General features: G+C 41.8%; 11 protein-coding genes. 2 read left to right on the top strand and 9 right to left on the bottom strand.

Annotation, left to right across the window (positions count from 1 at the left end; translation table 11 throughout):
* Positions 1-9 precede the first annotated feature (9 nt).
* Together kinA and AC0C66_RS12470 are read right to left on the bottom strand one after the other, a co-directional pair.
* Positions 10-1,830, bottom strand: a complete 1,821-nt coding sequence (gene kinA, locus AC0C66_RS12465) for a sporulation histidine kinase KinA (protein ID WP_061187370.1) — start codon at positions 1,828-1,830, stop codon at positions 10-12.
* A gap of 164 nt (positions 1,831-1,994) precedes the next feature.
* Positions 1,995-4,115, bottom strand: coding sequence for a peptidoglycan D,D-transpeptidase FtsI family protein (locus tag AC0C66_RS12470; protein WP_133063225.1), 2,121 nt, complete (start codon positions 4,113-4,115; stop codon positions 1,995-1,997).
* Between the two features lie 337 nt (positions 4,116-4,452).
* Here AC0C66_RS12470 and AC0C66_RS12475 point away from each other — a divergent pair, with 337 nt between their 5' ends.
* A complete protein-coding gene (locus AC0C66_RS12475; protein ID WP_072182870.1) occupies positions 4,453-5,259 on the top strand; it encodes a CAP domain-containing protein in 807 nt (268 codons plus the stop codon).
* A 38-nt stretch (positions 5,260-5,297) separates the two neighbouring features.
* Here AC0C66_RS12475 and AC0C66_RS12480 read toward each other — a convergent pair whose 3' ends face one another.
* A complete protein-coding gene (locus tag AC0C66_RS12480; protein ID WP_041905438.1) occupies positions 5,298-6,164 on the bottom strand; it encodes an NAD(P)-dependent oxidoreductase in 867 nt (288 codons plus the stop codon).
* 150 nt (positions 6,165-6,314) lie between these two features.
* The gene (mcpC, locus tag AC0C66_RS12485; protein ID WP_072182869.1) at positions 6,315-8,282 is read right to left on the bottom strand and encodes a methyl-accepting chemotaxis protein McpC; all 1,968 of its coding nucleotides are present in this window, start codon (positions 8,280-8,282) and stop codon (positions 6,315-6,317) included.
* A 134-nt stretch (positions 8,283-8,416) separates the two neighbouring features.
* Here mcpC and AC0C66_RS12490 point away from each other — a divergent pair, with 134 nt between their 5' ends.
* Entirely contained in the window at positions 8,417-9,097 is a 681-nt protein-coding gene (locus AC0C66_RS12490) for a GNAT family N-acetyltransferase (protein WP_072182868.1), read from the top strand.
* 14 nt (positions 9,098-9,111) lie between these two features.
* Here AC0C66_RS12490 and splB read toward each other — a convergent pair whose 3' ends face one another.
* The 5 genes from splB to ptsG form a co-directional block, all read right to left on the bottom strand.
* A complete protein-coding gene (gene splB, locus AC0C66_RS12495) occupies positions 9,112-10,140 on the bottom strand; it encodes a spore photoproduct lyase (protein WP_014113605.1) in 1,029 nt (342 codons plus the stop codon).
* A 77-nt stretch (positions 10,141-10,217) separates the two neighbouring features.
* Positions 10,218-10,457: a splAB operon transcriptional regulator SplA gene (gene splA / locus AC0C66_RS12500; RefSeq protein WP_072182867.1), complete on the bottom strand. Its 240-nt coding sequence runs from the start codon at positions 10,455-10,457 to the stop codon at positions 10,218-10,220.
* Positions 10,458-10,547: 90 nt separating this feature from the next.
* A complete protein-coding gene (gene ptsP, locus AC0C66_RS12505; RefSeq protein WP_072566197.1) occupies positions 10,548-12,260 on the bottom strand; it encodes a phosphoenolpyruvate--protein phosphotransferase in 1,713 nt (570 codons plus the stop codon).
* Positions 12,260-12,526, bottom strand: a complete 267-nt coding sequence (locus AC0C66_RS12510) for a phosphocarrier protein HPr (protein WP_010334034.1) — start codon at positions 12,524-12,526, stop codon at positions 12,260-12,262. Before AC0C66_RS12510 ends, ptsP begins: the two co-directional genes overlap by 1 nt.
* A 98-nt stretch (positions 12,527-12,624) precedes the next feature.
* The gene (gene ptsG / locus AC0C66_RS12515; RefSeq protein ID WP_088679428.1) at positions 12,625-14,724 is read right to left on the bottom strand and encodes a PTS glucose transporter subunit IIABC; all 2,100 of its coding nucleotides are present in this window, start codon (positions 14,722-14,724) and stop codon (positions 12,625-12,627) included.
* Between the last annotated feature and the right edge of the window lie 219 nt (positions 14,725-14,943).

Below are 14,943 nucleotides of genomic sequence, written 5' to 3' on the forward strand. Positions count from 1 at the left end.
GCCGTTGTTTTATTTTTTCGGAAATGAAATTTTAAATGCTGTGCCTTTTTCCGGCTGGCTGTCAACGTGGATGACTCCCTGATGATTTTCGATAATATTAAATGTCACCATCAGTCCAAGCCCCGTGCCTTTTTCTTTTGTCGTTAAAAATGGTTCTCCAATCCGGTTCAGCACCTTTTCAGGTATGCCTTCCCCTTCATCTTTGACAGTGACATGAACAGAATGCTCATCCTCAGTTATGATAATGTCTACTGTTCCCCCGTCAGGCATTGATTCAACTGCATTTTTTATTAAATTAATGAATACCTGCTTTAATTGGTTTTGATCCCCGTTTATATAAATGCTGTCATTTTCATAGCTTGTTCTGATAAAAATACCATTTAAATTTGCCTGTGTTTCTAACAGGGCCGAGACCTCACCAATTAATTTTTTCAAGTTCAAATATTCTTTAACGGCATTTTGCTGGGGTTTCGCCAGCATAAGCAGTTCACTGAGTATTAGTTCGATACGGCTGAGTTCAGAAAAGACAATATCAAAGTAATGTTCATTTCCTTCCATCGTCGGTTTCATCAGCTGCAAAAATCCTTTGATCGCCGTCAGCGGGTTGCGGATTTCATGGGCGATTCCCGCCGCGAGCTGCCCTGCGATTGATAATTTTTCCGATTTCAGCATCAATTCTTCTGTTTGTTTTCTCTCAGAAATGTCCCGAAGAATGACTTGGACAGCAGCTTCTCCAAAAAAGGTCGTCGGAATGCAGACCATCTCCGTATAGATGACCCTGTTCTGGAAGGTGAACCATGATTGCTTGACAATTTCTGATTGTGTTTTTTGCTCGGCGATGTTTTGGATTCTTTCTTTTACATCCTCATGATCGCAAGGATGCAGCTGATCAAATATGTTTTTGCCAATTAAATCTTCATAGGTAGCCGCTTCAAACAGGGATATTCCCGACTCATTCATAAACACCCATTTTCCATTATGAATCACCGCAATGGTATCGATTGAATTTTGAATCAGCAGCTGATATCGTTCACGGCTTTTTTGCAGGATGGTTTGGAATTTTTTTCTTGAAGAGATATCGATCAGCAGCAGCAGCTCAGCCTGCTGTTTTTTGTAGACGGTCGGGGACGCTTTCACTTCTAAATGAACAGGTGTGCCATCAAGCCTTTTCCACGTCTGTTCAATCATTCCAACTTCCATTCCTTTTTGCATTCGTATAATCCTGTTTTTCACGATATCATGATATTCTTCTTCAATAAATTCATAGGACCATTTGCCAATAATAGCATCCTTGCTTTTCGCTCCCAGCATTGAAAGCATCGCACTGTTTACATAGACGATCTTGCCTTTGACACTGATGCATAGCGGACTCGGAAGATTTTCAACTAACCGTTCATAATCATCCGTTATATATGTAGTCGATTCCGGGCTTGCAGGCTCGATTTCATGTTTTTCGAAGTTTAGGGATTGATGGCCTGTTTCTTCTTCAAGAACCTTCATTTTCAAAATGATTTCCCGTTCTGTCCGCTCAGCTCTTGTCGTAACGATTTCTACCGCAGCCTCCACCCACACAATCGTATGATCTTTTTTAATAAAACGAAAGGTGCATGGCATCAGATGATGTTCATTATAAAAATAGCTTTCAACTAAAAATTGGTCTTCCTCATGCAAAAACGTTTTGAGGAATGATCCGATCATCTCTCCTTGGAGATAGCCTAAATGCAGTTTAGAGTTGGCAGATATATAAATGATGCGTCCATTAGAGGCCAAGACTGCATGAATATCGGTTTTTGTTTGAAATGGTTTAACATGCTGCGTATCCTGTTCCACAGAATCCCTCCTTTGCATGATCATTGTATTTCGACATATACAGATTGACTTTTACCTAGTATGATTCGCTAGAAAATGAGTATTCTCCTTCTATTCTTATGGTGAACGTCAATTTTTGAATAAAAGAAAGGGCACACAACCTTTCAGTTGTGCACCCTGTTTTTTTATTTTTTACTGTGTTTCTTTTCGAGCTCTGCGTAAGCGTGTATAGCTCTTTTGGCAATAATTTTATTGATCTTATCATCATCATCTACTGATGGAACAACAACACTAAAGGCCACTTTTGGTTTTTTCGACGGGTAATAGCCGACAAAAGTCAGATTGTATGTTTTTTTCCCCCACCAGTTGCGATTCGTGCCGTAATAAAATGTTTCCGCTGTTCCCGTTTTCCCTGATACATCTTCTGTAAACGTATTTTTAGCTGTCCCTGAGGTTGTAACGAGCTTCATTCCGGTCTTTACTTGCTGGATGTCACTTTCTGAGTTGTTAATTTTATTGAGAATGTTTGGCTTTCTTTGTTCAATGGTCTTCCCAAGGCCCTCTTTATTGCTGGGCTCATGAACACTTGTAACAATTCTTGGCTGAATACGGTAGCCCCCATTGGCAATGGAAGAGATGTACTGCGCCATTTGAAGGGGGGTATATGTATCGTATTGTCCAATGGCCAAGTCTAAAATTAACCCCCCCACCGCATCAGGTGTAGTTTGCATGCCGGCTGATTCCTGCGGAAGATCAATACCTGTCTTTACACCCAGGCCAAATTGGCTGTAGTAATTTCTCATTTTGTTCAAATCCTTCTGGTCAGCGGGAAGAGGTCCATGCGGCTTGTATGTAACACCGGCAATATGCATGGCGACATTAAACATGTATACGTTTGAGCTTTTTTGCAGTGCGGTTAATTCGTTAATAGTTCCCATATTCATATAGGACTTCTTAGGCTTGTTACCGTTTCCTGCAAAATAAAGAGGTGTATCCACAAAATATTTATAATGCGGAATCCCGTCCTGATAGCCGGCAAGTACGGTGGCACCCTTCACTGCCGAACCCATTTCATATTGGGTCGTAAATGCGCCTATCGCATAATCTTGAATTTTGTTTGTTTCTAAATCTATCTTTTTTCCCGCCATCGATAAAATATCGCCGTTATTCGGGTCCATCATCACGACAAAGGCTCTGTCAAGCATATAGTTCCCACGTGCACGGCTGTTTCTCACTTCTTCTTCAATGATCTTTTCCACTTTTGCTTGGAGCTCCATGTCGAAAGAAAGCTGAAGATCGTATCCCCTGCTGCCTTTGTCAATGGTTTTTTGGCTGACGACATTTCCTTTATTATCTTCTACATATTGCACTTTTTCCTTTTGGGAATTTAAGTAGTCTTCATATTGATACTCTATATAACTTTTCCCCACCCTGTCATTATTCGCATAGCCTCTTGTTAAGTAGAAATCTTTCCGGTCGCTCAGCAGGCCTTGATCAGGAGTCGTGACGCCGCCGAAAACGGAATAGAGGGTTTTGTCATAAGGATATTTTCGTGTCCAATCGTTTACGATGTCGATTCCCGGAAGCTCTTCTAAATGCTCAGAAACAATTGAAATTTCATCATATGTTAAATCATTTTTTGGTCGTTGCGTGGAGCTTTTCTTCTCATCAAGCAATGTTCCGTTTTTTCCATTGCTGTTGCTTTCATTTGGATTCATCGCTTTTACGATTTGAGGTTCGTAAGCATTTCCGCTTGAAAACCTTGTATAAATCGCAGCGATTTCCATTTCTTCGTCATCTTGCTGAATCGCCTTCAATTCTTGATCCGGTACACGCTCAATTTGAAGCTTGTAAGCCTGGGCCCCTTTCAAATTGCTTTCAGATTCCTTGAGCAGAGCGGCGGCTTTTTTCGGATGAGATGCGAGCCAGTAATCACGCAAATCTCTTTCCTTCAAAAATTCGGTATCAATATGAATTAAAGCAGCAAGCCGCTTCGCTGTTTTGATTTTGTCTTCTGTTTTTGTGCTCGATGTTGAAACATACACAATTTCAGGCACGCTCTGGTTATCGACAGCCACTTTCTGGTTTCTGTCGTACATCTTCCCTCGAGGCGCCGGATAGTACGCTGTTTTTGCATTTGCTTTCTCCGCGTTTTCTTCATGCTGTTCACCTTCAACAATTTGAACAACGCCAAGCTTAAAGATTAATGCAGTGAATAGAACAAAGACAGCAAGGAAAAAAAGGTTCATTCTGATTGCCCTGTTTCCTTTGCTTTTTTTCTTTGGTTCACGTCCTATTTCAGTCACTTCTGGTTACCCCTCTCAAATCATTCAATATATTTACATATACTGAGATTAATTGTAACACCTTTGTAACAGTTGTTACAGCAAAAAAGGATAAAAAAAGCTGTCAATATAAAAACACATTAAAATATAACTAACGATTCAAATAAAAGGAAGCTATGTAACTGTACGATAATATCATGAAATACAGCTGATTCCCTTCACCTCAGCGGTTTAGCGCATATTGGTTACGAAAATGACAATCTCTCTTTGTCAAAGGAAAGTGATGGATACTTTATGACAAAAAAGCTATGTTATGATTTTTTTGTAGAAACAAACAACTCTAGGAGGTTATGAACTAATGAAGAAAGCATTTATTTTATCTGCTGCCGCTGCGGTTGGATTATTCACATTCGGGGGCGTACAGCAAGCATCAGCGAAAGAACTCTCCTGCCAGCATGTGGTAACAGTAAAAACAGGGAATACAGTACAAAACATGTCTCTTAACGATGTAGTGAAAAAGCTGCATATTAACACAAATATTAAAACATTAAATACTGCAAACGAAAAAGAGATCAAGCAGCTTCTTAAAAAACATGCGAAGCAATCTAACATGAACATTCAGGATGTTCAAAAGACAGAAACTGCAAAACCTGCGCAAAAAACTACAGAAAAAGCAGCTGCTGAAAAAAACACTGCTTCTAAAGCACCTGCAGCTACTGAACAAAACACTGCTTCTAAAGCACCTGCAGCTGAAAAAACAAACACAACAACATCTGCACCTTCATCTGTAAGTGCATATGAGAAAAAAGTTGTTGAGCTTACAAATGCAGAAAGACAAAAACAAGGCTTAAAACCGCTTCAAATTGATGAAACGTTAAGCAAATCTGCACGCGCAAAATCTCAGGATATGAAAGACAAGAACTACTTTGATCACCAAAGCCCAACTTACGGCTCACCGTTTGACATGATGAAATCTTTCGGAATCAGCTACAAAACAGCAGGTGAAAACATTGCTAAAGGCCAAAAAACACCAGAAGAAGTAGTAAAAGCTTGGATGAACAGTGAAGGACACAGAAAAAACATTCTAAACCCTAACTTTACTCACATCGGTGTAGGCTACGTTGAGTCTGGAAGCATCTGGACACAGCAATTCATCGGAAAATAATAAAAAAAGATTGCCTGTTTCGTACAGGCAATCTTTTTTTATTTCACCCAGAGCTTATATATACTCTGTGTTCCGCTGTTTTCTTCGCCTTGTGCAGCGAGCTTGTCATATAAGGATTTTGCAAGCGACAAGCCTGGCATTTCTTCTCCCATTAATTCCGCTTCCTCTAGCGCAATTCCCATATCTTTAATAAAATGTTTCACATAAAAACCTGGTTCAAAGTTGCCTTGCAGCATACGGGGAGCAAGATTTGATAATGACCAGCTTCCGGCTGCGCCCGTTGTGATGCTTTTCAGGACATTTTCCGGCTGCAGTCCTGATTTTTGAGCATATGCCATCGCTTCAGCAACACCGATCATACCAGCTGCGATTGCAATCTGATTACACATCTTGGTATGCTGGCCGCTTCCAGCCGGTCCTTGATACTGAATGTTTTCTCCCATTAAAGAGAAAATCGGCATGCAGGCTTCAAATGCTTCTTTTTCTCCTCCAACCATAATTGCGAGTGTTCCGTTTTGCGCGCCGATATCTCCGCCGGAAACAGGGGCATCTAAAGCGAACAATGATTTTTCTTTAGCCGCTTCAGCAATCTTCTTCGCAAGTGAAGGTTTAGATGTCGTCATATCAATGAGATATGCGCCTTCTTTTGCGTTTTCAATAATTCCGTTGCTTCCGAAATACACTTCTTCAACATCACTGGGATAGCCGACCATTGTAATGATAACGTCCGCTTCTTTTGAAAGATCTTTGACCGTTTCTTTCCATACCGCGCCTTTTTGCAGTATGCTGTCTGCTTTTTCTTTTGTCCGGGTGTACACCAAAACAGGATGGCCGTCATTGAGAATATGTGACGCCATGCTTTTTCCCATCACTCCAAGGCCGATAAAACCAATTGTTTTCTTCAAGGTCATTCCTCCCAGATGTTTCGTTTTGATTTTAGTTAAAATTTATCATTTTTCCTTCATTTTCTAGACTACCATATCTATTCATCATATAGTATACTCTTAAAATAAAAAAATCCCCAAAACAAATCATATTTTGGGAATGTAATTGGATTACAATGTGAATTTCGCAATTGTGTTCATAAGCTCTTGGCTTGCATGTTTTAACGTCTCCGTTGAGTGTTTGACTTTATCAAGAGTGATCAGCTGTTCATCGGTTGATGCGTTCACTTCCTCTGCTGCGGCAGCCGATTCCTGCGATATGGCTGAAATGCTTTGAATGGCTTCAGAAATCGCTAGCTGTTCTTCACTCATTCTTTGAATTTCTTCGTAAATGTGATCAATGCCTTGTACCAGCGATTGCATTTCCGCGGTTATCGTGTTTAATACCTCTCCTGTCTCATGAATGGCACTGTTTTGTTCATCATTCATTCTGCTTGCCTCAACCATGGCGTGAGAGGCCTCTTTTGTCTCAAGCTGGATAAGCTTCACAGTCTCGCTGATATGCTTTGTAGAAAGGGCTGATTGCTCAGCAAGCTTCCGCACTTCATCGGCTACGACGGCAAAGCCGCGTCCGCTTTCTCCGGCTCTGGCTGCCTCAATGCTGGCATTTAAGGCAAGCAAGTTGGTTTGATCAGAAATATTCGAAATCGCTGTAACGACTTCTTCAATATTCTTTGTTTGATTTTCCAAATCAAGCAGCATCGTTTCAACCTTTTTCGTTTCCATGTTGGCTTCGTTTGACTTCATCAGCAGCTGGCCGAGCGCGTCAAGTCCTTTATAGCTTGCATCCTCAGACGATTTTGACCGTTCTTTAATTCCGCCTGCCTCCTCAGCAATTTGCCTGATTTTCGTTGACAGGCTTTCTGATTTTTCGTTAATGGTCTCGACTTCAGAAGCCTGTTCTGATGCCCCAGCGGCTACTTCTTCAATCGCTTTTGCAATTTGTCCGCTTGTTTCATTTGTTTCCGCAGAGACAGCCGTTAATTGCTCAGAGGTATCAGATACTTTCCCTGAAGAGAGTCTCACTTGCTCAACCATTTCCTTCATATTTTCAACCATCTGATTAAAGTCTTTTGTTAAAATACCGACTTCATCCTTGGATTTTGATTCTGCGTGCACTGTTAAATCGCCCGCGGAAACTGCCTTCGTTTTTGCGATCAGCTGCTGTATCGGACCGGTTATCGTTTTGGCCAGAAAGTAGCTGAGAATAATTGTTATGATAAGCGCAATCAGTGATATCCAAAGATTCGCCCGATTCATTTTATCTGAAATCCACATTAATTTATCGGTATCAAATTGCGTTCCGACTTTCCAGCCCGTTTCCCCAATCGTTTGGTACACAACCATTTTCCCATTTTCATCTTGTATCCCTTTTTTCTCAGATGCAATGGTTTTCAGTGTTTGATCCTTTGATATATTTTTTCCTTGGTTTGACGGGTGTGCTAAAAGATTGCCGCTGGCATCAGCTAAAAAGGCAAACCCATTGTAAGGCACCTTTTGCTTATTGACCATACTCTGGATAGCAGAGAGTTTCAAGTCGTAGCTGGCAACCCCGATCACTTTTTGCCCGTCAAGGATCGCTTTCGATGCAGTGACAATCATATCTCCCGTCACGACATCTTTATAAGGTTGCGTCCAAACGACTTGACCCGGGGTTTCAGCTGCAAGCTTATACCATGGTCTTGTTGTTGGATCATAATCATCGGCAAAATCGGCTTTCGGGTATGTAAACATTTCTTTTTTTGCGGTGCCAACATAAGCCATCGCAACATAATCATCGTTATCTTTGATTTGTTTAATGTCATCGTTAAATAGCCGAGAAGCTTCTTTACTTGGTTTTGTTACAAATGTATGAGTTAATTCCCCATTAGCCAATCTTGATAACGAAATGGCATAACTCTTTAATTGCAATTCAATATTTTGTTCAAGTGACTGTGTCACGTTTTGAGTTGTATTTTTCCCATCCTCTGTAATCATCGGTTTTAGCGTCAAATAAGAAGACAGCATTAAAAGAACAACTGTGACGATTAACATGATTGAAACAAAAACAGCAACCTTCATGTGAAGTTTTTTAAACAAACCAATCCCCTCCTAATTTCTATATCGGCCCCTTCGTTTGAAAAATGAATAATCAAAAAATAAATTATATGAAAAACGGAATATATTTACTGAAAATTCAATCTTCGTTATAATGAAACAATATAAGGAGGGTGATGATCATACTAAAACAAATGTATGTGCACAACGGCAGAAAATTTGAGACCCTGACCATCAGAAACTATACTGAAACTGACGTAAAGGGGCTGATTTCTCTTCAAAGAGAATGTTTCCCTCCTCCGTTCCCACAGGAATTGCTATGGTCGGAGGAACAGCTTGACAGCCATATCAAAACCTTTCCGGAAGGCGCTTTATGCGCGCTGGTCAATGGCAGAATTGTCGGTTCTATGACTGCCCTTATCATACATTTTGAGCCTGAATCTCCTGACCATACATGGGTGCAGGCAACAGATAACGGATCTATTAAAAATCATGATCCTCACGGAAATACTTTATATGTAGTAGATATTTCTGTTTCTCCTCATTATCGAAAGCTTGGAATCGGAAAATGGCTGATGAATACGATGTATGAGCTGACTGTTGACAAGCGGCTGGAGCGCCTGCTCGGCGGCGGACGCATTCCTTTTTATCATAAATACTCACACGAGATCAGCGCTGTTCAATACGTTGAAGATGTAATGGAGGGCAAGAAAAAAGACCCTGTGCTGTCTTTTCTTCTCCATTGCGGCCGTTCACCGATTCGAGTAGTCAGCAATTATTTAGACGATAAAGAATCATTGAATTTCGGCGTTTTAATGGAATGGAAAAATCCTTTTTATAAAAAAACGAGCTGTTGATCACAACAGCCCGTTTAAGTGAAATATTCAATTTTCGCGTTAGGGAAATAGGTATCAATATAGGATTCAAGCGTTTCCCGAAGTTCATGCTCTTCATCTTTCTGATAAATATACTTTCCGATCCCGTAACGGCCCCATTTATAACGACGCTTTTCCTCATCTAATTCGAGCTTCGTCTTCGGATAATTCTTCTCTATCACTCGTTTGGCCGGTTTTGTAAAACGGTGCTGAATTAATTCAAAAGTAATATCATGTCTAACGTCCTGCGGCAAAGCAGCATCAAGCTTTTCAAATAGATGTCTGTATCCTTCTTCCCAGCCTTCATGAATATAAATCGGCGCAACAATAAAGCCTAGCGGGTATCCTGCTTTTGCAACTTTTACTGCCGCTTCTATCCGCTTATCAAGAGGTGAGGTTCCCGGCTCAAAGTTCTTAATTACATAATCGGCATTAATACTGAATCTGAATCTCGTTTTCCCGTTATGCTTTGCATCTAATAGGTGATCGACATGATGGAATTTCGTTACAAATCTGAGCTTTCCGAGGTCACTTTGCCCAAAATGTTCAATGGCGCGCTTCAGCGTGTGTGTCAGATGATCGATTCCTACAATATCTGACGTGCATGAGGCCTCGAACCTTGTGAATTCTGGTGCGCGCTCCTTCATATACTTATCTGCCTGATCCAAAATCTCTTCGACGTTTACATAGGTTCTGATATACGGCTTTGATCCCATCGTTGTTTGCAGGTAGCAGTAATGGCAATGCCCCATGCAGCCTGTTGCAAACGGAATGGCATATTCAGCCGAAGGTTTAGAAGAATCAAACTTTAATGTTTTCCGGACACCGATGACTAAAGTTGACTTCGCGTTGCGATATTGCTGAAGATGGTTTTTTCCAGGAATATTACGAACTTGATTGTGGGATGTCGTTTCTCTGATTTCAATGCCCATTTTCTCAAATTTATCTTGTAATTCTTGGGCCAGCGGATATTCCAGCGCTCTCGGTTCAATATACACAAGCTGAGGAACAAATGGGTTCTGCATAATGCCACATCCTTTTCCTTTACTAACGTTACTTTTCTCTTAAGGCGGAAAGGATATGAGTTGTAATGATTTCCTTGTTACTCATACGGATCGATATCAAATAGTTCTTTGTAGAGTGATTTAGCTTCTTCATAGCTTGCAAATACAGCATCATCCTCTGCAAACGGATGAAAGGTTTCATAAATAAACAGTGAGAGCTCGCCTTCATGGTATGGGTGGTGCACAATTTCAGCTTCCTTTATATGGGCAACATTGGCGGCATGCGGATTTCTGTAGATCACGTAAACTGTATCTCCTGCGTTAAATTGGTTTGACATACTATCCCTCCTAGCCATGTTATTGTGCCCTTCTATACCTTTACTTATGAAAAAAACCAGACAGGCCGGAGGCCGTCTGGTTTTTGGACATTACTTGAATGTTTCTTTTACGAACGCGACAACTTCTTCTGTCGTGCTCATAGATAAGATTTTCTCTTTGAATGACTCAGCTTCTTGTTTAGACAATTTGCTGATTTGTGTTCTTGCCGGAAGGATTGAAGTTGCGCTCATTGAGAACTCATCTAAGCCTAAGCCAAGAAGGATCGGGATCGCAATCTCGTCTCCTGCCATTTCTCCGCACATGCCAACCCATTTTCCTTCTTTGTGTGCCGCTTCAATTACGAGTGTAATTAAACGAAGGATTGCTGGGTTGTATGGCTGATACAGGTAAGATACACGTTCATTCATACGGTCAGCTGCCATTGTGTATTGGATCAAATCGTTTGTTCCAATACTGAAGAAATCAACTTCTTTAGCAAACTGATCAGCGATGACTGCAGTTGACGGAATTTCAACCATCATACCGACTTCAATATCGTCAGATACAGCCTGTCCCGCTTTTACAAGCTTTTCTTTCTCTTCAAGAAGAATCGCTTTTGCTTCTTTGAATTCGTTAACTGTCGCAATCATAGGGAACATGATTTTCAGGTTTCCGTATGTACTTGCACGAAGCAGCGCGCGAAGCTGTGTTCTGAAGATTTCTTGCTCTTCAAGGCAAAGACGAATCGCTCTGTATCCCAAGAACGGGTTCATTTCTTTAGGAAGCTGCAGGTAAGGAAGCTCTTTGTCTCCGCCGATATCAAGTGTCCGCACGACAACTGATTTTCCTTCCATACGCTCAAGAACCGTTTTATAAGCATCAAACTGCTCATCTTCTGTAGGCAGCTGATCTCTTCCCATGTAAAGGAATTCTGTACGGTAAAGACCCACTGCTTCTCCGCCGTTTTCAAGAACACCCTTCACATCATCTGGAGTACCGATATTCGCTGCAAGCTCTACATGATGACCGTCTTTTGATACAGTCGGTTCATTGACCAGCTTCGCCCACTCTGCTTTTTGAGCCAAATAAGCATTATGTTTTTCTTCATACTCTTTTACAGTTTCCGCAGAAGGATCGATAATGACATCGCCATTAATACCGTCAACGATAACAGTCACGCCGTTTTGGATCGTGTCTGTAGCCGCTTTCGTTCCAACAACTGCAGGAATCTCAAGAGAACGCGCCATGATGGCAGAGTGTGATGTGCGTCCGCCGATATCAGTTGTGAATCCTTTAACGAACTCACGGTTTAATTGAGCTGTGTCAGACGGTGTTAAGTCTTCAGCTACAATAATAACCTCTTCTGAGATCATGCTTGGGTTTGGAATTTCAACGCCAAGCAGGTGGCCGGTTACGCGTTTTGTTACGTCGCGGATATCTGCCGCACGCTCTTTCATATATTCGTTGTCCATTGATTCAAACATGGTAACGAACATAGAAGACGTTTCTTTTAAAGCGAATTCAGCGTTCACAGAATCAGAGCTGATTTTTTCTTTCACAGGATTCAGAAGCTCAGGGTCACTGAGAACTAAAAGGTGAGCAGAAAAAATATCAGCTTTATCCTGACCCAGTTCTTTCAAAGCATGCTCTTTGATTTTTTCGAGCTCTTCTTTAGAACGTGCAATCGCTTCTTCAAAACGGCTTACTTCCGCTTCAGAATCAGAGATGTTTTTCTTTTCAACCGTTAAATCTGGCTCTTCAAGCCGGTACGCTTTTGCAATCGCGATGCCGGCTGAAGCACCAATCCCTTTTAATTCTTGCATTACTCGCCGAGTCCTTCGCTTTTCATTGTTTCTTCTAAAGCGTTAAGAGCATCGTTTTCGTCAGCGCCAGCTGCAGAGATTGTGATTTCAGCGCCTTTAGCGATTCCAAGAGACATAACACCCATGATTGATTTAAGGTTTACAGTTTTGCCGTTATATTCTAAATTAACGTCAGCGTCGTATTTGCTTGCAGTTTGTACAAGAACTGTCGCAGGACGAGCGTGAATTCCAGAATCTGCAGTTACTTTGAATGTTTTTTGTGCCATTTTTATCATTCTCCTTTTAACTTAAAGCTTTATTACTTCACAATATTATATCATACAGCCGTACTTGTCATCTGACAAGCACAGCGTACTATATACCCTTATTTTTCAATCTTCACAATGTCTTCTTGCTCTCTGTTGACTGAGCCGCTTGCTTTAATGCTGACTGTTTTTCCCTCAGCAAGGTTCGTAAACACAATCGGTGTCATGAGAGACGGTACATTCGGTTTGACTGCGTCCAGATCAACTTCAAGAAGCTTTTGTCCAGGCTCAACGCGGTCTCCTTCTGATACGAAAGATGTAAATCCTTCGCCCTTCAGGCTGACAGTATCAATACCAAAGTGGATCAAAATTTCTCTTCCGCCGTCGGATTGCAGGCCGATCGCATGTTTCGTCGGGAACACATTTAGAATTTTTCCTCGAACCGGTGATACGACAATACCTTCAGAAGGGAGAATCGCAAAACCGTCACCCATCATTTTTCCTGAGAAGACTTGGTCAGGAACATCAGTAATCGGGTGAATTTCTCCAGCAATCGGAGAAACGAAAACTTCCTCGCCAATTTCATTTTGCAGCGGTTCTGCAATGACTTCCTCAACCTGCTGCCCTACTTCCTCTTGAGCAGATGTTGTAGGTTCAGGTCTTGGCTTGCGTCCCGCAATGATGTCTTGCATTTGTGTTTTTAAACCGTCAGAACGCGGTCCGAAAATAGCTTGAATGTTGTTGCCGACTTCCAGCACCCCGGATGCACCGAGCTGTTTCAGACGGTCTTTATCAACCTTTTTCTGATCGTTTACAGTCACACGAAGACGAGTGATACAAGCATCAAGGTGTTTAATGTTTTCCTGGTCACCCATTGCCTGCAGGATCTCATAAGGAAGATCTCCTGCTTCACCAGTTTTCCCAGATGCTGCTGTTTCTTCCGTAGCATCCTCGCGTCCCGGTGTTTTCAGATTAAATTTGCGGATCGCAAATCGGAATCCGAAATAGTAAATGACCGCAAGTCCCAAGCCGACAGGGATAACAAGCCACCATGCCGTCCGGTTCGGTAAAATACCGAATAGGAAGTAGTCAATTAAACCGCCGGAGAATGTCATACCAATCTTAACATTCAACAGCTGCATGACCATGAATGAAAGTCCCGCAAACACACAGTGAATCGCAAACAAGACAGGGGCAACGAATAGGAATGAGAATTCCAATGGCTCTGTGATCCCTGTTAAGAAGGATGTCAAGGCCGCTGAACCCATAATACCTGCAACGAGTTTTTTGTTTTGTGGTTTTGCTTCATGATAAATCGCAAGCGCCGCAGCAGGCAGACCGAACATCATAAATGGATATTTACCTGTCATGAACGTACCTGCTGTTAACTGTACGCCGTCTTTAATCTGCGCCATAAAGATACGCTGATCCCCGCGGATGATTTCCCCTGCTGCACTCTTATAGCTGAAGAATTCATACCAGAACGGCGAATAGAAAATGTGGTGCAAACCGAATGGAATAAGCGAACGTTCAATCACCCCGAAGATAAATGCAGCAAGGGTTGGATTCGCTTCCACTAATCCTGTTGAAAAGGCATTCAATCCATGCTGGATCGGAGGCCAGATCACTAACATAATAAGACCCAGAATCAGTGCAGAAATTGACGTCACAATTGGAACAAAACGTTTACCCGCAAAGAAACCAAGATATTGCGGCAGTTCAATTGTGTAAAATTTGTTGAACAATAATGCAGCTAACACACCGACGATAATACCGCCGAACACACCTGTCGCCAAGGTAGGTATACCAAGCATGTTTACATATGCAGGATGGTTTTCCGTGAAGAACTTGGCTCTTTCGATTGAATCGGAAGGAATGGTTCCGTTTGCAAGAAGAACCGCACTCATGGATACGTTCATCACCAGATAACCGATAATTGCTGCAATCCCTGCAACTCCATCACCGTTGGCAAGCCCGATGGCTACACCTACTGCGAATAGAAGCGGAAGGTTATCAAAAACAATCTGCCCAGCGCTTTCCATAACACCCGCTACGAGCTGAATATTGTCATTGCTCAAGAAATGCAGGACCTGAATCATGTCCTTATTTTGCATCGCATTCCCGATCGCAAGCAAAATCCCCGCAGCCGGAAGGATCGCAACTGGAAGCATAAGCGCACGCCCAATTTTTTGAAGAACGCCGAATAATGCTTTAAACATAAGAATTGACCTCCTCTTTTTACTAGTCTGACCTTACAGCTAAAAATCATGACAACGAATTCACAGGCGTAAGTCTTCCAGTTTAACCGTTTACATTTGCCCTTTTACACAACAAAAAGGGCATGAGCAAAATTGGGTGCGCAAAAGAACGAGAATGGACTTCCCGTTTTTTCCCCTCAATCACTCATGCCTGATCGGATCAGTAACACGTTATAAGGA

The organism is Bacillus sp. VA13, assembly GCF_055710085.1.

Bases quoted from the DNA above. Each gene is read 5' to 3' on its own strand.
- ptsP (WP_072566197.1), bottom strand. From the start codon at position 12,260: ATGCAAGAATTAAAAGGGATTGGTGCTTCAGCCGGCATCGCGATTGCA.
- AC0C66_RS12490 (WP_072182868.1), top strand. From the start codon at position 8,417: ATGATCATACTAAAACAAATGTATGTGCACAACGGCAGAAAATTTGAG.
- AC0C66_RS12475 (WP_072182870.1), top strand. From the start codon at position 4,453: ATGAAGAAAGCATTTATTTTATCTGCTGCCGCTGCGGTTGGATTATTC.
- splB (WP_014113605.1), bottom strand. From the start codon at position 10,140: ATGCAGAACCCATTTGTTCCTCAGCTTGTGTATATTGAACCGAGAGCG.
- AC0C66_RS12510 (WP_010334034.1), bottom strand. From the start codon at position 12,526: ATGGCACAAAAAACATTCAAAGTAACTGCAGATTCTGGAATTCACGCT.
- ptsG (WP_088679428.1), bottom strand. From the start codon at position 14,724: ATGTTTAAAGCATTATTCGGCGTTCTTCAAAAAATTGGGCGTGCGCTT.
- splA (WP_072182867.1), bottom strand. From the start codon at position 10,457: ATGTCAAACCAATTTAACGCAGGAGATACAGTTTACGTGATCTACAGA.